Annotated in this window: 15 protein-coding genes; all 15 read left to right on the top strand. The window is 62.6% G+C overall.

The window, feature by feature from the left end:
* The first annotated feature begins 176 nt into the window (after positions 1-176).
* The 15 genes from BEN49_RS20400 to BEN49_RS20470 all read left to right on the top strand — a co-directional run bounded on the left by BEN49_RS20400 (position 177) and on the right by BEN49_RS20470 (position 25,990).
* The gene (locus BEN49_RS20400; protein WP_070746269.1) at positions 177-2,561 is read left to right on the top strand and encodes a glycoside hydrolase family 127 protein; all 2,385 of its coding nucleotides are present in this window, start codon (positions 177-179) and stop codon (positions 2,559-2,561) included.
* Between the two features lie 146 nt (positions 2,562-2,707).
* Positions 2,708-4,447: a glycoside hydrolase family 3 protein gene (locus tag BEN49_RS20405; RefSeq protein WP_070746270.1), complete on the top strand. Its 1,740-nt coding sequence runs from the start codon at positions 2,708-2,710 to the stop codon at positions 4,445-4,447.
* 23 nt (positions 4,448-4,470) lie between these two features.
* Positions 4,471-5,385, top strand: a complete 915-nt coding sequence (locus BEN49_RS20410) for a glycoside hydrolase family 3 C-terminal domain-containing protein (protein WP_070746271.1) — start codon at positions 4,471-4,473, stop codon at positions 5,383-5,385.
* A gap of 63 nt (positions 5,386-5,448) precedes the next feature.
* On the top strand, positions 5,449-7,131 hold the full coding sequence (locus tag BEN49_RS20415; RefSeq protein ID WP_070746272.1) for a glycoside hydrolase family 43 protein: 1,683 nt from the start codon (positions 5,449-5,451) through the stop codon (positions 7,129-7,131).
* 84 nt (positions 7,132-7,215) lie between these two features.
* Complete coding sequence (locus BEN49_RS20420) at positions 7,216-9,168, top strand: alpha-L-arabinofuranosidase family protein (protein WP_083326297.1); 1,953 nt, start codon at positions 7,216-7,218, stop codon at positions 9,166-9,168.
* A gap of 74 nt (positions 9,169-9,242) precedes the next feature.
* Positions 9,243-11,171 carry a glycoside hydrolase family 97 protein gene (locus BEN49_RS20425; RefSeq protein WP_070746273.1) on the top strand — a complete coding sequence of 643 codons (1,929 nt, stop codon included), beginning with the start codon at positions 9,243-9,245 and terminating at the stop codon, positions 11,169-11,171.
* A 60-nt stretch (positions 11,172-11,231) separates the two neighbouring features.
* A complete protein-coding gene (locus tag BEN49_RS20430) occupies positions 11,232-12,512 on the top strand; it encodes a family 8 glycosyl hydrolase (protein ID WP_070746274.1) in 1,281 nt (426 codons plus the stop codon).
* Between the two features lie 38 nt (positions 12,513-12,550).
* Entirely contained in the window at positions 12,551-14,143 is a 1,593-nt protein-coding gene (locus BEN49_RS20435) for a glycoside hydrolase family 43 protein (protein ID WP_083326298.1), read from the top strand.
* Positions 14,144-14,337: 194 nt separating this feature from the next.
* Complete coding sequence (locus tag BEN49_RS20440) at positions 14,338-15,681, top strand: family 43 glycosylhydrolase (protein ID WP_083326299.1); 1,344 nt, start codon at positions 14,338-14,340, stop codon at positions 15,679-15,681.
* A 212-nt stretch (positions 15,682-15,893) separates the two neighbouring features.
* Entirely contained in the window at positions 15,894-17,819 is a 1,926-nt protein-coding gene (locus BEN49_RS20445; protein ID WP_070746275.1) for an alpha/beta hydrolase, read from the top strand.
* Between the two features lie 83 nt (positions 17,820-17,902).
* Positions 17,903-19,216 (top strand): glycoside hydrolase family 43 protein, encoded by a 1,314-nt coding sequence (locus BEN49_RS20450; RefSeq protein WP_204376175.1) that lies wholly within the window; start codon positions 17,903-17,905, stop codon positions 19,214-19,216.
* Positions 19,217-19,254: 38 nt separating this feature from the next.
* Positions 19,255-21,726 carry a glycoside hydrolase family 95 protein gene (locus tag BEN49_RS20455; protein WP_070746277.1) on the top strand — a complete coding sequence of 824 codons (2,472 nt, stop codon included), beginning with the start codon at positions 19,255-19,257 and terminating at the stop codon, positions 21,724-21,726.
* 37 nt (positions 21,727-21,763) lie between these two features.
* The gene (locus BEN49_RS20460; protein WP_070746278.1) at positions 21,764-22,726 is read left to right on the top strand and encodes a glycoside hydrolase family 43 protein; all 963 of its coding nucleotides are present in this window, start codon (positions 21,764-21,766) and stop codon (positions 22,724-22,726) included.
* Positions 22,727-22,822: 96 nt separating this feature from the next.
* Positions 22,823-24,904, top strand: a complete 2,082-nt coding sequence (locus BEN49_RS20465) for an alpha-glucuronidase (RefSeq protein ID WP_070746279.1) — start codon at positions 22,823-22,825, stop codon at positions 24,902-24,904.
* Positions 24,905-25,009: 105 nt separating this feature from the next.
* A complete protein-coding gene (locus BEN49_RS20470; RefSeq protein ID WP_070746280.1) occupies positions 25,010-25,990 on the top strand; it encodes a glycoside hydrolase family 43 protein in 981 nt (326 codons plus the stop codon).
* The last annotated feature ends 4 nt before the right edge of the window (positions 25,991-25,994 follow it).

Genomic DNA, 25,994 nt, shown 5'->3' on the forward strand with positions numbered 1-25,994 from the left:
CACAGGTACGGGGCCACGAAGGTCCATTCGTCGTCTTTTACATCGCTGGGGTAAGCCATACCCCGAATTTCGGCACAAGTTCATAACAGGCTCTAGTAAGGGTAGTGTGGGTATCCGCTAGCTGTTTTTGGGCAAGTAGCTTTCCGCAATTTTCCAGCAAGTAGTTCATTTCAAGAATGTTGACTAACAAGAAAAATCTGCTACTTGGGGCCCTGTGCCTGGTCCCGGCGCTGGGGTGGGGCCAGGCGGCGAAGCTGCAAAGCTTCCCCGTGGCGGCGGTGCGCCTCCTCGACAGCCCTTTTCGGGAGGCCCAGCAAACCGACCTGGCCTATATGCTGGCCCTGAGCCCCGACCGCCTGCTGGCGCCTTACCGCGCCGCCGCCGGCCTGCCGCCCACGGCCCAGAACTACGGCAACTGGGAAAACACCGGCCTCGACGGCCACATGGGCGGGCACTACCTCTCGGCTCTGGCCTACATGTACGCCGCCACCGGCGACGCGCAGGTGCAGCAGCGCCTCACCTACTTCATTGACCAGCTAGAACTTTGCCAGCAAAAAAGCGGCGATGGCTACCTGGGCGGCGTGCCCGGCGGCCCGGCCATGTGGGCGCAGGTGAAGGCCGGTAACATCAAGGCCAACAGCTTCGGGCTCAATGACAAGTGGGTGCCTCTTTATAACCTGCACAAAACCTTCGCCGGCCTGCGCGACGCCTACGCCGTGGCCGGCAGCGCCAAGGCCCGCACCATGCTCATCAAGCTGACCGACTGGTTCTTAGACCTCACGGCCAACCTCTCCGACGCGCAGCTCCAGGACATGATGCGCAGTGAGCACGGTGGCCTGAACGAGATTTTTGCCGACGTGGCCGAGCTCACCGGCGAGCACAAGTACCTGGTGCTGGCCCAGCGCTTTTCGCACCAAGCGGTGCTGGGGCCCCTGCTGGCTGGCCAGGATGTGCTGAACGGAATGCACGCCAACACCCAGATTCCCAAGGTTATCGGCTTTGAGCGGGTGGCCGAGGTGGGCGGCGACCCGGCCTGGGCGGGGGCGGCGGCGTTCTTCTGGAAAACGGTGGTTGAAAACCGGACGGTTTCCATTGGGGGCAACAGCGTGAGCGAGCACTTCAACCCGGCCGACAACTTCGCCTCGATGCTGGAAAGCACCGAGGGCCCCGAGACGTGCAACACCTATAACATGCTCAAGCTCAGCAAGGAGCTGTACCTGGCCGGCGGTGCCACCAAGTACCTCGACTACTACGAGCGGGCCACCTACAACCACATTTTGTCGTCGCAACACCCTGGCCAGGGCGGCTTTGTGTACTTCACGCCCATGCGGCCCCGGCACTACCGCGTGTATTCGCAGCCGCAGGAGGGCTTTTGGTGCTGCGTGGGCTCGGGCCTCGAAAACCACGGCAAGTACGGCGAGCTGGTGTACGCGCACCGCGGCCAGCAGGAGCTGCTGGTGAACCTGTTTATCCCTTCTGCCCTCACCTGGGCCGAGCAGGGCCTCACCCTGACCCAGGAAACGACTTTCCCCCGCGAGGAGCGCACGCAATTGCGCCTGGCCCTAAAAAAGCCGCGCACCTTCGCCCTCAGCATCCGGCAGCCCAAATGGGTGCCGGCGGGCCAGCTGCTGGTGCAGGTGAATGGCCGGCCGGTGGCCACCAGCGCCGCCGCGCCGGGCTACGTCACGCTCACGCGCAAGTGGCGCTCGGGCGACGTGGTGAGCGTGGCCCTGCCCATGACCACCACCGCCGAATACCTGCCCGACCATACTTCCTGGGTGTCGTTTGTGCACGGCCCGGTAGTGCTGGCCGCCGTCACGGATACTACCGATTTGGCGGGCCTGCGGGCCAACGGGGCCCGGATGGCGCACGTGCCCAACGGCCCGCTTTACCCCATCGAAGAAGCGCCGGTACTCGTGTCGGAGGGCCCCGACGTGGCCGCGGGCATCCGGCCGGTGGCCGGCCAGCCGCTCACCTTCACGGCCGCCGGCCTCATTGATGGCGAGCGCTACCGCAACGTGCAACTGGTGCCGTTTGCTCAGATTCAGGACGCCCGCTACATGGTGTACTGGCCCGTGACGACCCCCGCCGGCCTGGTGGCCCGCAAGGACGAGCTGCGGCGCAAAGACCAGGAAAAGCGCGCCCTCGAAGCCCGCACCGTGGACTACGTGGCCCCCGGCGAGCAGCAGCCCGAATCGGACCACGGCTTTGAGGGGCAGCAAACCGAAACCGGCACCTTTCGCAACCGGCACTGGCGGCGCGCCACGGGCTGGTTTAGCTACCAGCTGCGCAACCCCCAGCGGGCCGCCCGCACGCTCCGCGTAACGTATGCGGGCGGCGATAAAAACCGAAATTTCAATATTTTAGTGAATGGCGTGCTGCTGCAAACTGTGCGCCTGGAAGGCAACCCGCAAGGCGACTTCTACGACGTGGATTACGCGCTGCCCGCCGCCTTCCAAAAGCCCGACGCACCCACGGCCCTCACGGTGAAGTTCTTAGCCACAGCCCCCTCCACGGCCGGCAGCGTGTACGACGTGCGCCTGCTCCGCCCTACCCCCTGATGTTGTAGGGGTAGCCACTAAGGTCTGTAAAACGGAGTGGCACTCCGTTTCCGCGCCTGCACACGCTGCCCACCAAACGCCTGCCCCCTCGCTGCTCCCTCACGCTGAACGGAGTGCCACTCCGTTTTACATTCCTTCCCACCCGTATGAAGTTTGTCAAACCCCTACTTGGGCTGCTGCTGCTGGCCGCTACCGGCGCCCAGCGCCCACCCGCCGGCCGCCCTACCCCCCCTAAGTCGGCCGAACAGTTTCCGTTCCAAAACCCCGATTTGGCCCTCGACCAGCGAGTGAACGACCTGGTGGGCCGCCTCACGCTGCCCGAAAAGGTGTCGCAGATGCTGAATGCTTCGCCGGCCATCGACCGGCTGGGCATTCCGGCCTACAACTGGTGGAACGAGGCCCTGCACGGCGTGGCCCGCACCAGCATGAAAACCACCGTTTTCCCGCAGGCCATCGGCATGGCCGCCACGTTTGACAAGGACGCAATGCTGACGATGGCCACCATGACCTCGGACGAGGCGCGGGCGGTGCACCAGGAGTACGTGCGGCGCGGCGAACGGGGTATTTACCAGGGACTTACTTTCTGGACGCCCAACATCAATATCTTCCGCGACCCGCGGTGGGGTAGGGGCCAGGAAACCTACGGCGAAGACCCTTACTTGACCGGGCAGCTGGGCTCGGCGCTGGTGAAGGGCTTCCAGGGCGACGACCCCAAGTACTTGAAAATCACGGCCTGCGCCAAGCACTTTGCCGTGCACAGCGGCCCCGAGTCGTCGCGCCACGTGTACAATGCCCAAATCAGCGATTACGACCTGTGGGACACGTACTTACCCGCCTTTCGCGACCTGATTGTGGACGCCAAGGTAGCGGGCGTGATGTGCGCCTACAACGCCTACGCCGGCCAGCCCTGCTGCGGCAGCGACATCCTGATGACTAACATCTTGTACAAGAAGTGGGATTTCAAAGGCTACGTCACCTCCGACTGCGACGGTATCAACGACTTCTGGCAGAACCACAAAACCGATTCCGACGCGGCCACAGCTGCTGCCAACGCCGTGCTGCACGGCACTGATATTGAGTGCGCTACGGGCAAGCTATTTACGTACAACTCGCTGTTGGAATCGGTGCAGAAGAAGCTCATCAGCGAGCAGCAGCTCGACACGTCGGTGAAGCGGCTGTATAAAATCCGGTTTCAGCTGGGCATGTTCGACCCCGTGGAGCGCGTGAAATACGCCCGGATTCCGCTGAGCGTGGTGGAAAGCGCCCCGCACCAGGCCCACGCCCTGAAGATGGCGCGCGAGTCGGTGGTGCTGCTCAAGAATGAAAACAACACCCTACCCCTCCGCAAAAGCTTGAAGAAGCTGGTGGTGATGGGCCCCAACGCCGACAACGAAAGCGTGCAGCTGGGCAACTACAATGGCTTCCCGACCGATATCGTGACGCCGCTCGAAGGCATCCGGGCCAAGGTGGGCAAGGAAACGGAAGTGGTGTATATGCAAGGCGTGGACTACGCCAGCAACACCGTGTACGAGCCGCTTGACATCAATAAAAACCTGGCGTACCAGGGCCAGCCGGGCTTTCGGGCCGAGTACTTCAAGGGTACCAACCTGGAGGGCCCCGCCGTGGCCACGCGCCAGGAAGCCGGCCTCGACCGCTACCTGGCCAACGTGAAAATGGAAGTGGCCCCCGGCCTGCCCGCCGAGAATTTTTCGGCCCGCTATCAGGCCACCTTCACGCCTGAAAAGACGGAAGAATTAGCCCTGCAAATTTCCGGCGACGACGGCTACCGGCTCTTCGTGGACGACAAGCTGGTGATTGACGCCTGGCAGGGCCGCGGCTTCTCCACCAACCAGCACGTGCTGACCGTGACGCCGGCCAAAAGCTGAACCTGCGGCTCGAATACCTGCAAATGGACCGCCGCACCATCCTCAAATTTACCGGGGCTAAAGTGGTGACCATGAACGCCGCCAATATCTTAGCGAAGGTGAAGGATGCGGACGCCATCGTGTTCATCGGCGGCATTTCGCCCAAGCTGGAGGGCGAGGAAATGAACGTGAAAGTGCCCGGCTTCAGCGGCGGCGACCGCACCACCATCGGCCTGCCGCAGGTGCAAACCGACCTGCTGAAAGTGCTGCACAGCAGCGGCAAGCCTGTGGTGCTGGCCCTCATGACGGGCAGCGCCCTTGCTACCCCCTGGGAAGCTGAGCATCTGCCGGCTATCCTCAATAGCTGGTATGGCGGGCAGGCCGCCGGCACGGCGCTGGCCGACGTGCTTTTTGGCGACTACAACCCCGCTGGCCGCCTGCCGGTCACGTTCTACAAGTCGGAAACCCAGCTGCCGGCCTTCGACGACTACAGCATGGTCGGCCGCACCTACCGCTACTTCACCGGCGAGCCGCTGTTTCCCTTCGGCCACGGCCTGAGCTACACCACCTTTAAATACAGCAACTTGAAAGTGCTGTCGAAGCCCGTAACCGGCCAGCCCGTGCGGGTGAGCGTGGACGTGCAAAACACCGGCGCCCGCGCCGGCGACGAGGTAGTGCAGCTCTACGTGCGGCACGCCGGTGCCACGGGCCGCGTGGCCCGGCACGCGCTCGAAGGCTTCCGCCGCCTCAACCTGGCGCCCGGCGCCCGGCAGACGGTGCAGTTCACGCTCACCCCGCGCCAACTCTCGCGCCTCGATGCGCAGGCCAAGCGGGTGGAGCAGGCTGGCACGGTGCAAGTGTTCATCGGCGGTGGCCAGCCGCTGGCGCCCGCCGTGGCCGCCGGCCGGGTGCTGCGGGCCAGCGTGGCGCTGACCGGCGCCCGGGTAGTTATCGACTAACGACGACGGGGGCGGCCCGGCCGCCCCCGTCCGTCGCTCCTTTAAACTTCTTACTAGTACCACATGAAACACGCAACCCTACCCCGGCGGCTACCGGCTTTGCTGGCCCTGCTGCTCCTGCCTTTTGCCGCATTCGCACAATCGATTGAGTTGGTAAATCCTATCCTAACTGGTTTTTACCCAGACCCTAGCATCGTGAAGGTGGGGCCGGATTACTACCTGGTCAATTCCACTTTCGCTTACTTTCCCGGCATTCCGGTGATGCATAGCCGGGACTTGAAAAACTGGAAGCAGGTGGGCAACGTCATCAGCCGGCCGTCGCAGATGAACTTCCTGGGCGACCGCATGACGCGCGGGCTATTTGCGCCGGCCATCGACTACCACAACGGCACGTACTACGTCACCTGCACCCTCATCGACCACAAGGGCAACTTCGTGGTGACGGCCAAAAATCCCGCTGGGCCCTGGAGCGACCCCACTTTCTTGCCCGAGGTGCGGGGCATCGACCCCTCGCTGTTTTTTGAGGGCGACAAGGCCTACGTCATTTACAATAGCGACCCGCCCGGCACGCCCCTGTATTCGGGCCACCGCTCCATCAAGATTATCGAGCTGAACCCAACCACGTTAACAACGGTGGGCGAGGCCAAAATCCTGGTAAATGGTGGGGTAGATATCAGCAAAAAGCCCGTCTGGATTGAGGGGCCGCACCTTATGAAGGCCCGCGACTGGTACTACCTGTACGCGGCCGAGGGCGGCACGTCGGTGAACCACACGGAGGTGGTGTTTCGCAGCAAGTCGGCGCTGGGGCCCTTCGTGCCCTACGAGAACAACCCGATTCTCTCGCAGCGCGAGCTGCCCAAAGACCGCAAAAACCCCATCACGTCGGCGGGCCACGCGCAGTTTGTGGAAGGGCCGGATGGCAAGACCTACGCCATTTTCCTGGCGGTGCGGCCCTACGAAGACAACTTCTATAATACTGGCCGCGAGACGTTTATTACGCCCGTGGAGTGGAAAAACGACTGGCCCGTGATGAATACCGGACCCAACGGCGTGCAGTACAGCTACCAGGCAAAATTCCCCGAAGTGAAGCAGCCGGGGGCCCTGCCGCAAAACGGCAATTTTGGCTACACCCTCACCTTCGAGAAGCAGCTGGACCCCGCGCTGCTGTTTTTGCGCACGGTGGATAGTACCAATTTCTCCTTGAGCAAGGCCAAGGGCCTCACCCTCAAGCTGAAGCCCGAAACCTGCGCTGAAACGGGCAACCCGGCCTTCATCGGCAAGCGGCAGCAGCACATGTACGGCAGCGCCGAAACCGAGCTGATGTTCGCGGCCAAAGCGGCGAATGAAACAGCCGGCCTGGTGGCGTTTCAGGACGAAAAGCACTTTTACTACCTCTGCAAATCGGTGGAGAACGGCAAGCCCGTGGTGCAGCTTTTCAAGAGCACGGCTGATGCCAAGAGTCCCGAGATGCTGGCCAAAGCGCCGCTGAAAGCAGCGGCCGGCAAGGTCATGCTGCGCATTAATGCCGACGGCGACACCTACAGCTTCCGCTATTCGGAGGATGGTAAAAATTATACGGTGCTTAAAGACAAGGTAGATGCGCGCTTCCTGAGCACCCAGACGGCGGGCGGCTTCATTGGCTGCCTGTATGGTATGTACGGCACCTCGGCCGGGCAACCGACCACCAATACGGCCTCTTTCAAGTCGTTGAAATACGAAGGGGACGACCCGATGTACAAAAAATAAGAGAAGCCGTAGCTTCCCGGTGCAAGCGTTGGCTGTAGCAGAATATTCTGATTTACAAGCGCTTGCACTTATCTGGTTTTAGTCATGAAGATAGCCTCCATCTTGCTTGCCTTGGGAATAGCCGTGGCGGTAGCTGCGCCCGCCGGGGCGCAGCGCGTCGCCGCCGGCAAGCCCATCAGTGCCGATTTGTTCGGTATCTTCTTCGAAGACCTCAACTACGCGGCCGATGGCGGACTCTACGCCGAGCTGGTGCAAAACCGCTCCTTCGAGTACGCGCCCAGCGACCACGAGGGCTGGCACCCGCTCACCAGCTGGGACTACCTGCATGAAGGCTTCGCGATGGGCAGCCTGTCGGTGGAAAGTGCGGCCCCGCTGCACGCCAACAACCCGCACTACGTGCAGCTGAAAATCGAAAATCCCTTTCAGAAAGGGCTGGGGCTGAGAAATCACGGCTTCGACGGCATCGCGCTGACGGCGGGCGAGCAGTACGACTTTTCGCTGTGGGCGCGGGTGAAATCGGGGGCGGCCGTGCCGCTGCTGGTGCAGCTGCAAGACGCCCAGGGCAAGGTACTGGCCGAGGCTACCCTCTCGGCGCAGGCCGCCGATTGGCAGCAGTACCGGGCCACCCTCACGCCCACGGCCACCGACGCCGGGGCCAGCCTCGTGGTGCTGGCCACCGGCAAGGGCATTCTGGACTTCGACATGGTGTCGCTGTTTCCGAAGCGCACGTTTCGGGGCCGCGCCAATGGCCTGCGGGCCGACTTAGCCCAGAGTATTGCCAACCTGAAGCCCAAATTTATGCGCTTCCCGGGGGGCTGCCTGACCCACGGCGATGGCCTCGACAACCTCTACGACTGGAAAAAAACCATTGGCCCGGTGGCGCAGCGCACCGCGCAGCGCAACATCTGGGGCTACCACCAAACCACGGGGCTGGGCTATTTCGAGTACTTCCAGTTTTGCGAAGACATTGGGGCCAAGCCCATTCCGGTGGTGGCGGCTGGCGTGAGCTGCCAGAATTCGGGCGGCAGCTGGAAAATAGGCAGCACCGGCCAGCAGTGCCTGCCGCTGGCCGACATGGCCGCCTACACCCAGGACGTGCTCGACCTGATAGAATACGCCAACGGCCCGGCTACTTCTATTTGGGGCGCTAAGCGGGCCGCGGCCGGACACCCCAAACCGTTTGACCTCCAGTACATTGGCATTGGCAACGAGGACAAGCAAACGCCGGGGTTCCGGGAGCGGTTTAAGCTGCTCTACGACGCCGTGCGCCGGCAGTACCCCACGGTCACGGTCATCGGCACGGTGGGGCCCAGCCCCAAGGGCGAGGACTACGACCAGGGCTGGGCCTTTGCCAACCAGCTGAGCGTGCCCGTGGTGGACGAGCATTACTACGAGCAGCCCAAGTGGTTTTTGGCCAACCAGCGCCGCTACGACACCTACGACCGCTCGAAGGCCAAGGTGTACCTGGGCGAGTATGCCTCGTGGGGCAATGCCCTGCACAACGCCCTGGCCGAGGCCTTGTACATGACGGCCCTAGAGCGCAACGGCGACGTGGTGCAGCTGGCCTCCTACGCCCCCCTGCTGGCCAAGGAGGGCCACACGCAGTGGAAACCCGACCTTATCTACTTCAACAACACGGCCGTAGTGCCCTCCGTGAACTACTACGTGCAGCAGCTTTTTGGCCAAAACCAGGGCGACACCTACCACGCCGGGGTGGTAACGCCGCCCGCCGGCCCCAGCGCCGATACCACGGCCGCCGCCTCCTGCGTGCGCGATGCCCGCACCGGCGACGTGATTGTGAAACTGGTGAACCTAGGGGCCCAGCCGCAGCCCTTCGCCATCGACCTGACGCGCTTTGAAGGCCTGAAAACGATGGCCACCCAAACGACCTTCACGGGGGCCCGCAATGCCCAAAACACCTTCGCCAGTCCGCGCACAGTGCTGCCCAAAACCACCGCCTACAAAATCAGCAAACGCTTCACTTACAGCGCCGCGCCCTACTCGCTGACGGTGCTGCGCGTGCGCGGAAAACGGTAGCCCGCCCGGCCCTTTATCGAGGTTTTGGGCTTTGCCTACCCCCCGTTTTTTAATTACTCCACTACCCTATTTTCATGCGCTTGTTCTCCATGCTTTGCTTATTGGCGCTGCCGCTCGCGGCGGCCCGGGCGGCCGGCCCCATACTGGTAAGCAGTCCCGACGGGGCCGTGACGGTGATGGTGGCCGTGACCGCCCAAGGCCAGCCGACCTACGCCGTGCGCTACCGCCAGACGGAGCTGCTGCGCCCCTCGCGCCTGGGGCTGCGGCTGGCCAGCGCCGACCTCACGCAGGGCCTGCGCCTCACCAAAGCTGACCCACAAACCGCCGTGGCCGACAACTACCAGCTGGCCACCGACAAGCGCGCCAACTGCCGCTACCGGGCCAACCGGCGCGTGCTGCACTTTGCGGGGGCGGCCGGGGCCCCTACGCTGAGCGTGGTGTTTCAGGTGTCGGATGACGGGGTAGCGTTTCAGTATCTTGTTGAAGGCAAAAGTACCGAGGTACAGCGCATTACGGCCGAGAGCACCACGTTCCATTTGCCGGCCGGGGCCAAGGGCTGGCTGCACCCGCACGCCGTGGCCCAGACGGGCTTTGCCAATACGCAGCCCTCGTATGAGGAGTATTATGAGAAAGGCGTGGCGGCCGGCACGACCTCGCCGCTGGGGCAGGGGTGGTCGTTTCCGGCGCTGTTTGAGGTAGGGAAAAACTGGGTGCTGCTGACCGAGGCCGGCATGGGCCGCAGCTACTGCGGCAGCCATTTGGCCCACCAGTCGCCCGATGCCGAGTACGCGGTGGCCTTCCCGCAGACCCCCGAAAAAACCACGCCCGACGCGGCCCTGTTGCCCGAAAGCCGCCTGCCGTGGCGCACGCCCTGGCGCGTGCTGGTGGTGGGCAATTCGCTGGCGCCTATCGTCGAATCGACGCTGACGACCGACCTGAGCGCGCCCGCTCAAACGGCCCTGCTGCCCGACGCGCCGGGCAAGTCCTCATGGTCGTGGGTGCTGCTCGGCGACCAGAACACCACTTACGACGTGCAGCGCCGCTTCATCGACTACGCCGCCACTATGGGCTGGCGCTACTGCCTGGTCGATGCGCTCTGGGACAAGCAGATAGGCTACGACAAAACCCAGGAGCTAGCCCAGTACGCCCGCAGTAAAAACGTGGGCCTACTGGTCTGGTACAACTCGAACGGCCACTGGAACGAGTCCCCGCAAACGCCCACCAACGTACTGTTTGAGGCCGAAAGCCGGCGCAAGGAGTTTGCTCGCCTCAAGCAGATGGGCGTGGCGGGGGTGAAAATCGACTTTTTTGGCGGCGACGGGCAGTCGTTTATGAACTACTACCAGGACATCCTGGTCGATGCTACTAAAGCAGGCCTACTGGCCAATTTCCACGGTACCACCATTCCCAGGGGCTGGAACCGCACCTACCCCAATCTGATGAGCATGGAGGCCGTGCGCGGCTTCGAGTTCCTGACCTTCGACCAGAAAAACACCGACCAGGAGCCCACCCACTGCGCCACGCTGCCCTTCACCCGCAACGCCGTGGGGCCCATGGACTTCACGCCAATGGCGTTTTCGGAGATACGAGGCAAGCAGCGCCGCACCTCCAACGCCTTCGAGCTGGCCTTGTCAGTAGTGTTTCAGTCGGGCATTCAGCACTATGCCGAGGTGCCCGAGGGCATGGCCGCGCAGCCCGCCTACGTGCAGGATTTCGTGAAAAAGCTGCCCCCGCGCTGGGCCGACGTGAAGTACGTGGCCGGCTACCCCGGCCAGTACGCCGTGCTGGCCCGCCAGGCCCCCGGCGGCGCGTGGTACGTGGCCGGCATCAACGGCTCCGACGCGCCGCAAACCATCCAGGTTGACCTCGGCAAGCTGGACATCACGAGCGGCACCCTCATTACCGACGGGGACACCAACCGCAGCTTCAGCACCAAGGCAATTACCGGTACCACAGTGAGTGTGACGTTGCCGGCGCGGGGTGGCTTCGTGGTGCAGCCGTAGGGTAGGGTGGCTTTAAGCCCTTGACAAACAGTTGTTAATTCTATCTCCTTTTCCTCTTGCATGAATTCTCGCATCACTTCTTTCACTAAAGCATGCCAGTTGCTGGTCCTGATTGGGCTGCTGGGCCTGGCGGGGGGTAGGGCGGCGGCCCAGGGCCCCAAAACGGGCGCTTTCTACACCGGCAAATACCCCAATCTGCTGCGCGAGGCCGGGTACAGCCAGGCCGCCATCGACCAGAAAATAGCCCAGACGTACCAGGCGCTGTTTGAGGGGCCCCAGAAAATCTACTTCGAGGTGGGCGACTCGCTGGCCTACGTGTCGGATATCAAAAACCACGACGCCCGCACTGAGGGGCTGTCCTACGGGATGATGCTAGCCGTGCAGCTCGATAAAAAGGAGGTATTTGACCGGCTGTGGCGCTGGTCGAAAAAGAACTTGCAGCACCAGGACGGGCCGCTGGCGGGCTACTTCGCCTGGAGTTTCAGCACTACCACGATGAAGCTCAATTCGGAGGGCCCCGCTTCGGATGGGGAGCTGTATTTCGTGACGAGCCTGCTGTTTGCGGCCAACCGCTGGGGCAACGACACCGGCATCAACTACTACCAGCAGGCCCGCCGCATCTTGGATGCTTCGTGGAAAAAAGACGGTACCGGCGGCGTGCGCAACCTCATTAATACCGAGCACAAGCAGATAACCTTCGTGCCGGTGGGCGACGGCTATAACTGGACCGACCCGTCGTACCACCTGCCGGCTTTTCTGGAGGTGTGGGCCACCTACGCCAAGGACGGGCACGAGGCGTTTTACCGAGCCTGCGCCGATACGTCGCGGGCGTTTCTGCACCGGGCCTGCGACCCAAAAACCGGCCTCAACTACGACTATACCGAGTTTAGCGGCACGCCCCACGCCACCAAGTGGATGCCGCCGGCCTTCCGCTACGACTCGTGGCGGGTGCCCATGAACATTGCCATGGACTACGTGTGGTTTGGCAAGGACAAGGCCTGGCAGCAGCAGTACGCCCGGCGGTTTCAGGGCTTTTTGCGGGGCAAGGGGCTGAATACTTTTGAGGACCAGTTCAACGTGGACGGCACACGGCCTGACTTTATTTTGCCCGCTGGCGACGTGAAGAAGCTGCGGCACTCGCTGGGCTTGGTATCCACCAGCGCGGCGGCCTCGCTGATGCAACAAGACCAGCAGCTGGCGTTTGTACACGCCCTCTGGGATGCCAAGCTGGCGCCTTACGCTGACGGCTATTTTGACCCCTACTACGACGGGATTCTCTACCTGTTCAGCTTGCTACACCTGAGCGGTAAATATCAGGCCATCAAGCCCGTAACTCATTAAACAAAAGGCCCATGATAAGTAGCCAATTACCGGACGGTATGCGCAAAAGCGCCTTGATGCTGAGCCTGTGGCTGGCGGCGGCGGCGGGCGCACCGCTGCGGGCGCAGGCCCCGCTGGCCCCAGAGCCGGCCCACAACCCGCTCATCTACGCCGACGTGCCGGATATGTCGATGATTCGGGTGGGCAACACCTACTACATGAGTAGCACCACGATGCACATGAGCCCCGGCGTGCCCATCATGAAATCGACCGACCTCGTGAACTGGCAGCTGGTGAGCTACGCCTACCAGACCCTAGGCAGCCCCGATGCCATGACGCTCACCAACGGCAAAAGCACCTATGGCCGCGGCTCGTGGGCGAGCAGCCTGCGCCTGCACAACGGTACGTATTACGTGAGCACCTTCGCCCAAACCACCGGCAAAACCTACATCTACTCGACCAAGGACATCGAAAAGGGCCCCTGGAAAGAGGTGTCGTTTGCGCCCAGCTACCACGACCACTCGCTGTTTTTTGACGACGACGGCCGCGTGTATATGGTGTACGGCACGGGCAAGCTGCGCCTGGTAGAGCTCACGGCCGACGCTGCGGGCATCAAGCCCGGCACCACCGAGCAGGTGCTGATTGAGAACGCCAGCGCGCCCGCCGGCCCCGACATCAACCTGCAAGCCGAGGGCTCGCAGCTGTTCAAAATCAAAGGCAAGTACTACCTCTTCAACATCGTGTGGCCCAAAAACGGCATGCGCACCGTGGTGGTGCACCGGGCCGATAAGCTCACGGGCCCCTACGAAGGCCGCCTGGCGCTGCAAGACAAAGGCGTGGCCCAGGGCGGCCTCATCGACACGCCCGACGGCCGGTGGTTTGCCTACTTGTTCCGCGACAACGGGTCCGTGGGCCGCATTCCCTACCTCGTGCCCGTGACCTGGGCCGACGGCTGGCCTGTGCTGGGCGACCCGGCCGGCAAGGTGCCCGAAACCCTCGCCCTACCCCCCAATAAGCGCCTGATACCCGGCATCGTGGCCTCCGACGAGTTTGCCCGGCGCAAGGGCGAGGCCGCCCTGCCGCTGGTGTGGCAGTGGAACCACAATCCCGCCAACAGCCTCTGGTCGGTGCAGGAGCGCAAGGGCTTCCTACGCCTAAAAACCGGCCGCGTAGACACCACTTTTCTGCTGGCCCGCAACACGCTCACGCAGCGCACCATCGGCCCCGTGTGCGCCGGCAGCACGTCCCTGGATGTGTCGCACCTCAAAGACGGTGATTTTGCTGGCCTCGCCCTGCTGCAAAAGCGCTACGGCCAGGTGGGCGTAGAAAATCGCAACGGCGTAAAATCCATTGTGATGATAAGCGCCGAATCGGAAAAGCCCGTGGAAATGGCGCGCATCCCGCTTACCCAGAACACGGTGTATTTCAAGGCCACCTGCGATTTCATCGACCGCCAGGACCGGGCCATGTTCTTCTACAGCCTCGACGGGAAGTTCTGGAAACCCATCGGCGGGCCCCTCAAAATGGCCTACACCCTGCCGCACTTCATCGGCTACCGGTTCGGCCTGTTCAACTACGCCACCAAAACGCCGGGCGGCTACGCTGACTTTGATTATTTCCACATCGCCGATACGATAGTGGGCGGGAAGTAAGGGAGTAGAGATTCGGGTAGAACGGTCATGCTCATCTGGCGGCCACGCAGTGAAGCATCTCTGCCGCCTCACCCGAGCCGTTGCAACGAAGCGGTAGAGGTACTTCGACAAGCTCAGCATGACGACCTAATCAGATGCTTCGATTACTTCCATTACGACCATTTAGTAGCATTTTTCGACTAAAAAACAACACCATGACCTTACGCAACCTAGTTGTTTTGCTGAGTGTGCTGGCCAGCTTTTGGGCGGCTCCAGCAGCAGCCCAAAACCCGTTAATCACCAACCAATTCTCGGCCGACCCGTCGGCGCGGGTGTTCAATGGCCGGGTCTACGTGTACCCTTCGCACGATATTCTGGCCACCAAGGAGCGCGGGCGCCTCGGCTGGTTTTGCATGGAGGACTACCACGTGTTTTCCTCCGCCAACCTCACCGACTGGACCGACCACGGCGTCATCGTAACCCAGAATAAGGTGCCCTGGGCCAAGCCCGACAGCTACAGCATGTGGGCCCCCGACTGCATCTTCCGCAACGGCAAGTACTTCTTCTACTTTCCCACTAGCCCTCGGGATACCACTATCAGTAAGGGCTTTACGGTGGGGGTAGCCGTGGCCGATAAGCCTACTGGGCCCTTCGTGCCGCAGCCGCTGCCCATCAAGGGCGTGCGCGGCATCGACCCCAACGTGTTCATCGACAAGGACGGGCAGGCCTACCTGTACTGGTCGCAGGGCAACATCTACGGAGCTAAGCTGAAGGAGAATATGCTGGAGCTGGCCTCCGAGCCCGTTACGCTAGGCGAGCTACCCACCAAGGGATTGAAGGAAGGGCCGTATTTGTTTGAGCGCAACGGCACCTACTACCTCACCTACCCGCACGTGGAGAACAAAATCGAGCGCCTCGAATACGCCACTGGCACTAGCCCCCTAGGGCCGTTTAAGGTGCAGGGCGTGATTATGGACGAGTTTACGGGCTGCTGGACCAACCATCACTCCATTATCGATTTCAAGAACCAATGGTACCTATTCTACCACCACAACGACCTGTCACCCGACTTCGACAAAGCCCGCTCCATTCGCCTGGATAGCCTGTTTTTTGAGGCCAACGGGAACATCCGCAAAGTAGTGCCCACTCTGCGCGGCGCGGGCCTGACCGATGCCCGGCAGAAAATCCAGCTCGACCGCTACAGCCGCCTGAGCAGTGCGGGTGCGTCTATCGCCTTCCTGGATACGGCGAACACCTTCCAGGGCTGGAAAACCGAGTTTGCCAACAACCAGGGCTGGGTGAAGTACAACGGCGTAGCCTTCGGCAAACAGGCCCTCAAAACGGTGATGCTACGCGTGCAGGCCCCCGCCGGGGCCACGGTGCAGCTGCGTGCCGACGGGCCCCAGGGCCCGGTGCTGGCTTTGGTCAAGGTGCCCAAAAGTGGCCAGTGGCAGGAGGTGAAAGCGCCGTTGTCTGCCTTCCGGGCCGGCACGCACGGGCTGTACGTAGCGCCCAAAACCGATGCGCCGGTGGCCATTGACTGGGTGCGGTTTGAGTGAGATTGATGCCCTCCGCGTCAGACGGTCAGGCCATCGCCGTTGGGCCGCTGGGTCGTCATGCTGAGCGCAGCGGAGCGGAGTTGAAGCATCTCTACCGCTTCGTTGCAACGGCTCAGGCGAAGCGGTAGAGATGCTTCGACAAGCTCAGTATGACCGTTCTATCGAAATCCTAATTCCCTCCCTATTCCCCCCAATTCCCTTCCCCACAAGCCATGAAAAAACTCCTTTTCCTCCTCTCTCTAATAGGGCTGACGGCTGGCCCGGCACTGGCCCAGCAGATTGCCAAAGAGGCCCCCAGGGGGTTCGACCAACCCACGGCGGGCATCGCCAAGGGCCGGATTGACAGCATCGCCTACCCCTCCAAAACGGTGGGGACGGTGCGCAAGGCGCTGGTGTACACGCCGCCGGGCTACGTTAAGAAGAAGAAATACCCGGTGCTGTACCTGCTGCACGGCATCGGGGGCGATGAGAAGGAATGGCTGAAGGGCGGCCACCCGGAGGTGATTCTGGACAACCTGTACGCCCAGGGCAAGCTGAAACCTATGCTAGTGGTGATGCCCAATGGCCGCGCCCTGAAGGACGACCGGGCGGTGGGTAATATCTACAGCCCCGAGAAAGTGGCCGGTTTTGCCAACTTCGAGCAGGATTTACTCACCGACCTGATTCCCTACATCGAAAAAACCTACAAGCCCCTGACCACCCGCGAGAACCGCGCCATTGCGGGCCTCTCGATGGGCGGCGGCCAGTCGTTGGATTTTGGGCTGGGTAACCTCGATAAATTTGCTTGGGTCGGCGGCTTTTCCTCGGCCCCCAACACCAAGATGCCTGAGGTGCTGGTGCCCGACCCGGCCCGCGCCAGAAAGCTGCTCAAGCTGCTCTGGATTTCGTGCGGCGACCAGGATGGCCTGCTCGGCATCAGCCAACGCCTCCACGACTACCTCTACCAGCACGGTGTGCCGCACGTGTACTACATCGAGCCGGGCGGGCACGAGTTCAAGGTCTGGAAAAACGGGTTGTATATGTTCTCGCAGTTCCTGTTTAAGCCCGTCGATGTGGCCGCGCTGCCCACCTACACCGTGCTAGGGGCGGTGGCCGCCACCAACGTGCGCAACGCCAAATACCCCCAGCTGCTGCCTGACAACCGCGCCGTATTTCGCCTGAAAGCTCCTGACGCCCAGCGCGTGCAGATAGATTTGGTGCGGAAATACGACCTCACCAAAGACGCGGAAGGCTACTGGACCGCTACCACCGACACCCTCAGCGAGGGCTTGCACTACTACTCGCTGCTGCTCGACGGCCTGCCCGTGGCCGACCCCGCCAGCGACACCTTCTACGGCATGGGGCGCATGGCCAGCGGCATCGAGGTGCCCTCGCGCAACGGCGCTTACTACGCCCCGCGCGACGTGCCCCGCGGGGCCGTGCGCCAGCAGCGTTACTACTCCAAAGTCACCAATTCGTGGCGCCAACTATTCGTGTACACGCCCCCCGGCTACGACGCTAGCGCCCCCACCAAGTACCCGGTGCTGTACCTGCTGCACGGCGGCGGCGAGGACGAAACCGGCTGGGCCAAGCAAGGCAAAGCCGACCTGATTCTCGATAATCTCCTCGCCGACAAAAAGGCCAAACCCATGCTCATCGTGATGCTGGATGGCAACATGGGCGGCTCCGGCGGCCTGGCCGGCTTTGGCGAAGCCACGCTGAAAAAATTTGAGGACGAGCTCAAGCAAACCGTGCTGCCGCTGGTGGAAAGCACCTACCGGGTGGCCCCAGGGCCCCAGAACCGGGCCCTGGCGGGCCTCTCGCTGGGCGGTATCCAAACGCTCTACGCCGGCCTGCACAACACCGATATGTTTGAGTACCTGGGCGTGTTCAGCTCGGGCTATTTGGCCAACAACGCCCAGCTTTCCGACCCGCAGTTTGCCTTCATGAAGGCCAATACCAGCACCATCAACACCAACCTCAAGCAGCTCTGGCTCTCGATGGGCGGCCCCACCGACATCGCCTACGCCAACAACAAGGTGATGCGCGCCAAAATGGACGAAATGGGCCTCAAGTACGCCTACAGCGAGTACCCTGGCGGCCACACCTGGCCCGTGTGGCGGCACGATTTGTACCTGTTTGCGCAGAAGCTTTTTTAAGTAGGAAAACTGCTTTAGAAAGCACAATGCCTCATTTTTAGCGGCTTCAGCAACCAGGAAAGAACGTCATGCAGCTTAAAAATATGAAAATAGCCCCTGGTATCCTCTTTCTCTGCCTGCTTGTAGCGGCAGCCTTTCGCGGCAACGCCCAAAATCCAATCATCCAAACCAAGTTCACGGCCGACCCGGCGCCGCTGGTTTATCGGGATACGGTGTTTCTATATACCAGCCACGATGAGGACGATGCCAAAGGGTTTAAGATGTTCAACTGGCTGCTGTACACCTCCACGGATATGGTGAACTGGACCGACCACGGCAAGGTCGCGTCTACCAAGAGCTTTAGCTGGGCGCCGCAAAATGGGGCGTGGGCGCCGCAGTGCATCGAGCGCAATGGCAAATTCTACCTCTATTGCCCCATTCACGTCAAGGGAATCGGCGTGCTGGTGTCGGATAGTCCCTACGGCCCCTTCACCGACCCGTTAGGTAAACCGCTGATTCAGAATAGCATCGACGATATTGACCCCACCGTCCACATCGACGACGATGGCCAGGCGTACTTGTACTGGGGCAATCCGAGCCTGTATTACGTCAAGCTAAACGAGGATATGATTTCTTATGCGGGCGACATTGTTAAGTCTCCCACCAAGCCGGCCAATTACCAGGAAGGGCCGTGGTTTTACAAGCGAAAAGACAAGTACTACGTGGCCTATGCCTCCACCTGCTGCCCGGAGGGCATCGGCTACAGCATGAGCACCAGCCCCACGGGCCCCTGGAACTACACCGGCATGCTCATGGACAGCGACCCCAGGTCCAACGGCAACCACCCGGGCATTATTGATTACAAGGGAAACTCTTACTTATTCGGCTTTAATTATGCCATTTCCAAAGCCCTGTCGCCGACGCACACCGAGCGGCGCTCGGTGTGCGTTGATAAGCTGACGTATAACGGCGACGGCACTATTCAGAAGCTGCCGTTCTGGTCAGACGCCGGCGTAGACCGCGTGGCGACCTTAAACCCCTACAAGCGCACCGAGGCCGAAACCATTGCCTCTAGCCAGGGACTTAAAACCGACAAAGGCCCCAATGAGATGTACGTAACGAACATAGACAGTGGTGATTACATCAAGGTCAGGGGTGTTAATTTTGAAAAGGGCGCGAAGGAATTTCTGGCGTCGGTGGCGAGTAATGCGGGTAATCCGGTCATTGAACTACACCTGGACAGCCCTACCGGGACGTTGTTGGGAACGTTGAAAGTGAAGAGCACCGAAAGCCTGGAAAACTGGGTGGTTCAGTCCTGCAAAGTAGGTCGGCAAGGAGGAATCCACGACGTTTACTTCGTCTTCAAGGCGGCCAGCAACAACGCGCTCCGGTTCGACTGGTGGCAGTTTAACCGCTGATGCTACGCATAAAATCCTTTCCGTCCTCTGCCTCACCTATGAGAAACACCATCGCCTTCTTCCTGCTCTTCCTCTGGGCCGCCACTACGGCCCTAGGTAAGACCGCGCCTACCCCCCTGCGCCTGTGGTACGACCAGCCGGCCGCCAACTGGAACGAGGCCCTACCCCTCGGCAACGGGCGGCTGGGCGCGATGGTCTTTGGCGGGCCGGCGCGCGAGCGGTTGCAACTGAACGAGGAAACCATCTGGGGTGGGGGCCCTAACAACAACGTGAAACCCGACGCGCTGCCGGCGGTGCGGCAGTTGCGGGCGCAGCTGCTGGCCGGGCAGCAGGTGGAGGCCCAGGCGCTGGCCCAGGCGCAGATGCAGCCCTTCGGCAACAGCGGGATGCCCTACCAGCTGGCCGCCAATGTGTACCTCGATTTCCCCGGTCACGAGCGCGCCACCGCCTACCAGCGCGACCTGGATATTGGCCGGGCCGTGGCCTCGGTCAGCTACCAGCTCGACGGCGTGAAGTACCGGCGCGAGGTGTTCAGCTCCCTCACCGACCAGGTGATTATCGTGCGCCTCACGGCCAGCCAGCCGGGCCGCATCAGCTGCCTGCTCAGCGAAGAAACTCCCATGCAGCACACCCTGCACCCCGAAGGCGCGCAGCTGGTGCTCGATGGCACGGGCAGCGCGCACGAGGGGCAGGAGGGCAAAATCCGGTTCCAGACGCGGGTGCAGGCGGTGGCCGAGGGCGGTACCGTGCAAGCCACCGCGGCGGGCCTGCGCATTGCGGGGGCCACCAGCGCCACGGTGTACATTTCCATCGGCACCAACTTCGTGAACTACCACGACGTGAGCGGCGACGCGGCGGCGCGGGCCACAGCCTACCTGGCAAAAGCGGTTGAGAAGCCTTATAAGCAGGCGCTGGCCGACCACGTGGCCGCCTACCAGCGCTACTTCAACCGCGTGACGCTGAACCTGGGCACCACGCCCGCCGCGCAGCTGCCTACCCCCCAGCGCCTGGCGGGTTTCGCCCAAGGCCACGACCCGGCGCTGGCGGCACTCTATTTTCAGTACGGCCGCTACCTGCTCATCAGCTGCTCGCAGCCGGGCGGGCAGCCGGCCAACCTGCAGGGAATCTGGAACGACCAGCTCAAGGGCCCCTGGGACAGCAAGTACACGGTGAACATCAACACCGAAATGAACTACTGGCCGGCTGAGGTCACCAACCTGACGGAGCTACACGAGCCCCTGTTCGGCATGCTAAAAGACTTGAGCGTGACCGGGCAGCAGAGCGCCCGCCAGATGTACGGCGCCCGCGGCTGGATGCTGCACCACAACACCGACATCTGGCGCATCACGGGGCAGGTCGACCCGCCGCAGTACGGCCTCTGGCCGATGGGCGGGGCCTGGCTGAGCCAGCATTTGTGGGACCACTACCAGTTCACCGGCGACCAGCAGTTTTTGCGCGATTACTACCCCGTGCTGCGCGGCGCGGCCACTTACTTCGTCGATGCCCTCCAGACCGAGCCCACCCACCAGTGGCGGGTGGTAGCCCCGTCGGTGTCGCCTGAAAACAGCTATAAAATTGAGGGTAAGGATATTGCTTTGGTTGCCGGTACCACCATGGACAACCAGCTGGTATTCGACCTGTTCTCGAAAACCATCCGGGCCGCCGAGCTGCTGGGCCAGGACCAGGCGTTTGCCGACACCCTGCGGGCCCTGCGCCAGCAGCTGCCGCCCATGCAGATTGGCCAGTACGGGCAGGTGCAGGAGTGGCTGCAAGACCAGGACAACCCCCGCGACCAGCACCGCCACATCTCGCACCTCTACGGGCTGTACCCGAGCGGCCAGATTTCGCCCTACCGTACGCCCGAACTTTTCGAGGCCGCCCGCATTACCCTCACCCAGCGCGGCGACGTGAGCACGGGCTGGTCGATGGGCTGGAAGGTAAATTTCTGGGCCCGGATGCAGGACGGCAACCACGCCTACAAGCTGCTCACCGAGCAGCTGCGGCCCCGCGCCAGCCAGCCCGGCGGCGTGAGCGAGGGGGGAGGAACCTACCCCAACCTGCTCGACGCCCATCCCCCGTTCCAAATTGACGGCAACTTCGGCTGCACCGCCGGCCTGGCCGAGCTATTCGTGCAGAGCCACGACGGCACCCTCGACCTGCTACCCACCCTGCCCGACGCCTGGCCCACCGGCGAAGTCACCGGCCTGGTGGCCCGCGGCGGCTACGTGGTGGATGTGGCCTGGGCCAACGGCCAGCTCACACGGGCGCGCATCGTCTCGCGCCTCGGGGGCCCCTGCCGGGTGCGGGTGCACCGCCAGGTAGTGGCGAAAGGCGGCCCTCAGCTGCGCCCCGCCGAGGGCGAAAACCCCAATTCATTTTACTACACTCTGCCCGTAAAGGCCCCGCTGGTATCGAGCAAAACCACCGCCCGGCGGCCCACCCTGGCTCCGTCGTGGGTGTATGATTTTCCCACTGAAGCCGGCCAAACCTACCAGTTGCGGGCGCAGTAATTAACCCGAATTCCTTTCCTGAAATATTCCCTACCCCATGAAAAACACCCTGTTAGCCTTCCTGCTCCTGCTCCTGCTGCTGTCCGCTGGGGCCCTGCGGGCCCAAAACCCCATTATCAAGGACGTGTTCACGGCCGACCCGGCGCCGCTGGTGTACCGCGACACGCTGTTTCTATACACCGGCCACGACACGGCCTCGGTGCAGGAAACCAACTATAAGATGCCCGACTGGCGCATCTACTCCACCACCGACATGGTGAACTGGAAATCGTACGGCACGCGCCTCTCGGTCAAGACGTTTGCCTGGGCCACCGGCGATGCCTACGCGGCGCAGTGCGTGTACCACAACGGCAAGTTCTACTGGTTTGTGGCCACCTTCCACAAGAAGGACGACAACAGCCAGGGCGGCTCGGCCATCGGCGTGGCCGTGTCGGACCGGCCGACTGGGCCCTTCAAGGACGCTATTGGCAAGGCGCTCATCGTGAACGAGATGACCAAGGACCAGCCTCAATCTTGGGACGACATTGACCCCACCATATTCGTTGACGACGACAAGCAGGTGTATATGTACTGGGGCAACGGCAGCTGCCGCTGGGTGAAGCTGAAGGACAACATGACCGAGCTGGCCAGCCCCATCACCGTGCTCAAGCCCAAAAACTACATCGAGGGGCCCTGGGTGTACAAGCGCAAGAAGCTGTATTACTTAGTGTACGCCAGCGCCGGCACTAAGCCCGAAATGATTGAGTATTGCACGGCTCCCAGCGCCACCGGGCCCTGGACCTACCGCGGCATCATTCAGGAAAATGTGCCCAACAGCTTTACGACCCACCCCGGCATCGTTGACTACAAGGGCAAGAGCTACTTCTTCTATCACAACGGCTCCTTGCCCACCGGCGGCAGCTACCGCCGCTCCATCTGCGTCGATTATTTGCACTACAACAAGGACGGCACTATTCAGCCCATCGTGCAGACTACGGAGGGCGTGAAGGCGGTGCGGTAGGGGGGGGTAGGGGCCCGGCGCTGGGGCGACTGGCACCAGCGCCGGGCCCCTAGCTACTCTCCGTTCCAAAATCAGCCTTTCTAGAATTCCCACCACATGAAACAACTCTTTTTCAGCCTTCTGCTTCTGTGCGGGGCCTTGACGCTCAAGGCCGAGGACGGCCACCAGCTCTGGCTGCGCCCGCACCCGGCCGCGCCGGTCACGGTAGTTTCCGCTGCCAAAAACTCGCTCCTGCTCGCCACGGCCAAGCAGGAACTGCAACGCGGCTGGCAGGGCGCGGCCGGAGCCAACGTGCGGCTGACCATTAAAAAGGACAAAGCCCTTCGGAACGACGGTTTTCGCCTGAGTGCCACCAGCGTGGAGGCCGCCACCGAGGCGGGGCTGCTCTACGGGGTGTTTGAGCTGCTGCGCCGCCAGCAAACCGGCCAGCCGCTGGCGGCGGGCGTGTCCAACCCTTCCTACGAGCTGCGCGTGCTCAACCACTGGGACAACCTCGACGGCTCGGTGGAGCGGGGCTACGCCGGCCAGTCCATCTTCTGGCGCAAGGACAGCGCCTTCGCCGTGACTGCCCGCGACAAGGCGCTGTGGCAGGCCTACGCCCGCGCCGATGCCTCGGTGGGCATCAACGGGGCCGTGATTAACAACGTCAATTCTTCGCCCCAGATGCTCTCGGGCCCCTACCTGGCCCGCACCAAGGCCATTGCCGACGAGCTGCGGCCCTTCGGCGTGAAGGTGTTCTTATCCGTGAAGTTCTCTTCGCCGGCCCTGCTCGGCGGCCTCAAAACCTCCGACCCGCTCGACCCGGCCGTTATCAGCTGGTGGAAAAATAAGACTAAGGAAGTGTACGCGCTGATTCCTGACTTCGGCGGCTTTGTGGTGAAGGCCAGCAGCGAGGGCCAGCCGGGGCCCCAGGACTACGGCCGCACCCACGCCGACGGGGCCAACCTGCTCGCCGACGCCGTGCGCCCCTTCGGCGGCCTGGTGATGTGGCGCGCCTTCGTGTACAGCCCCGCCGATAAGGACCGCGCCAAGCAGGCCTACAACGAATTCGTGCCCCTCGACGGCAAATTCCGCGACAACGTGATTATTCAGGTGAAAAACGGGCCCATTGACTTTCAGCCCCGCGAGCCGTTCAGCCCCCTTTTTGGGGCCCTGAAAAAGACCGCCGTGATGCCCGAGTTTCAGATTACCCAGGAGTACCTGGGCCAGTCCACCGACCTGGTTTTCCTGGCCCCCATGTGGGAGGAGTGCCTGGGCAGCGACACCTACCAGGCCGGCCCCGGCAGCACCGTGGCCCGCTGCACCGACGGCAGCGTGTACCCGCAGCGCCACTCGGCCATGGCCGGCGTGGCCAACGTGGGCCTAGCTACCAACTGGACCGGCCAGGATTTTGGCCAGGCCAACTGGTACGCCTTCGGCCGCCTGGCCTGGAATAACACCATGAAGAGCAGTCAGATAGCCGACGAGTGGCTTCGCCTTACGTTTGCCGAATCGGCCACTACTGCGGCCGGCCAGCCAGCTCCGGCCGCCGCCGACTGGAACGCTCATTTCCTGGCCCCCATGACGCAGCTGCTGCTGGCCAGCCGCGAGGCCGCCGTGAACTACTCCATGCCCCTGGGCTTGCACCACATCATGTCGGCCACCTACGACCACTACGGCCCCGGCCCCTGGTGGGCCCCGGACAAGATGCGCGCCGACTGGACGCCCCCCTACTACCACCAGGCCGCCGCCAACGGCGTAGGATTCGACCGCACCACCGCCGGCAGCAACGCCGTGAGCCAGTACCACGAGCCCCTGGCCGCTCAGTTCAACGACCCCGCCACTTGCCCCGACGAGTACCTGCTCTGGTTTCACCACCTCCCTTGGGACTTCAAAATGAAAAGCGGCCGTACCCTCTGGGACGAGCTGGCCCTGCACTACGACCTGGGCGTGCACCAGGTGCGGCAGTTCCAGCAAACCTGGGACGCGGCCCGGCCCTACGTGGACGCCGAGCGGTTTGCCACTGTGCAAAACAAGCTGCGCGCCCAGAGTGGCAATGCCGTGCTCTGGAAGGATGCCTGCCTGCTCTACTTCCAGCAGTTCAGCCGCTTGCCCATCCCGGCCAGCGTGGAGCCGCCCATGCACACGCTGGAGGGCGTCATTGCCAACGACCAGCGGCCCCAGCGGCAGCGCCGGTAAGTTTTGGCGGCGCGGCTGGGGCCCTACTCCCCCTTGCCAGCGTGGAAGGGCCCCCAGCCGCGCCACACTTGGGGCATATTTCCTCGCTCGTTTTTCAGCTTATTCATGAACAAGCCTCTCTTCCTGGCGGCGCTGCTGCTGGCGCTGGGGCCGCTGGCCGCCACCCGCAGCCACGGCCAGGCGGGCACGCAGCCGGGCACCAACCCGCTTATCCGCGACGTGTTCACGGCCGACCCGGCCCCGCTGGTTTACAAAGACAAGGTGTACCTGTACGTGGGGCACGACAAGGCCAAGGCCGGCCAGATGTTCAACATGAACGACTGGCGCTGCTACTCCTCTACCGACATGAAGCACTGGACCGCCCACGGCTCCATAATGAAGGTGCGCGATTTTAAGTGGGCCGTGCAGGATGCCTGGGCCTCGCAGGTGGTGGCCCGCAACGGCAAGTTTTACTTCTATGCCGCCGTGCAGCAGGGGCCCCCGGCCACGGGCAAGGCCATTGGGGTGGCCGTGTCGGGTAGCCCAACCGGCCCCTTCGTGGACGCCCGCGGGACGGCCCTCGTCAGCGACCAGACCACGCCCGGCCCCAACGGCTGGGACGACATCGACCCCACCGTGTTGGTGGACGACGACGGCACGGCCTGGCTGGCCTGGGGCAACCCCAACTGCTACCTGGCCAAGCTCAAGCCCAACATGACCGAACTCGACGGCCCCATCCAGCGCATCGAGGTGCCCAACTACACCGAGGGGCCCTGGCTGCACAAGCGCGGCAGCACCTACTACCTCACCTACGCCGCGTTTGCCCACCAGGGTATGTGGGAAAAGCTCTGCTACGCCACGGCCTCTAAAATAACCGGCCCCTGGACCTACCAGGGCATCCTCACGGAGCAGGCCAAAAACAGCTACACCATTCACCCCGGCATCGTCGAGTTTCGGAAGCAGTGGTACCTGTTTTACCACAACGCCACGCTCACGCTGCCCAACGGCGAAAGCGGGGCCCTGGGCCGCGCAGCGTGTGCGCCGAGTACCTGTATTACAACCCCGACGGCACCATCCAGCCCATTGCCCACACGGGGGCCGGCGTGAGCGG

Origin of the sequence: Hymenobacter coccineus, from assembly GCF_001816125.1 — a bacterium.
In the GTDB taxonomy this organism is placed as follows: domain Bacteria; phylum Bacteroidota; class Bacteroidia; order Cytophagales; family Hymenobacteraceae; genus Hymenobacter; species Hymenobacter coccineus.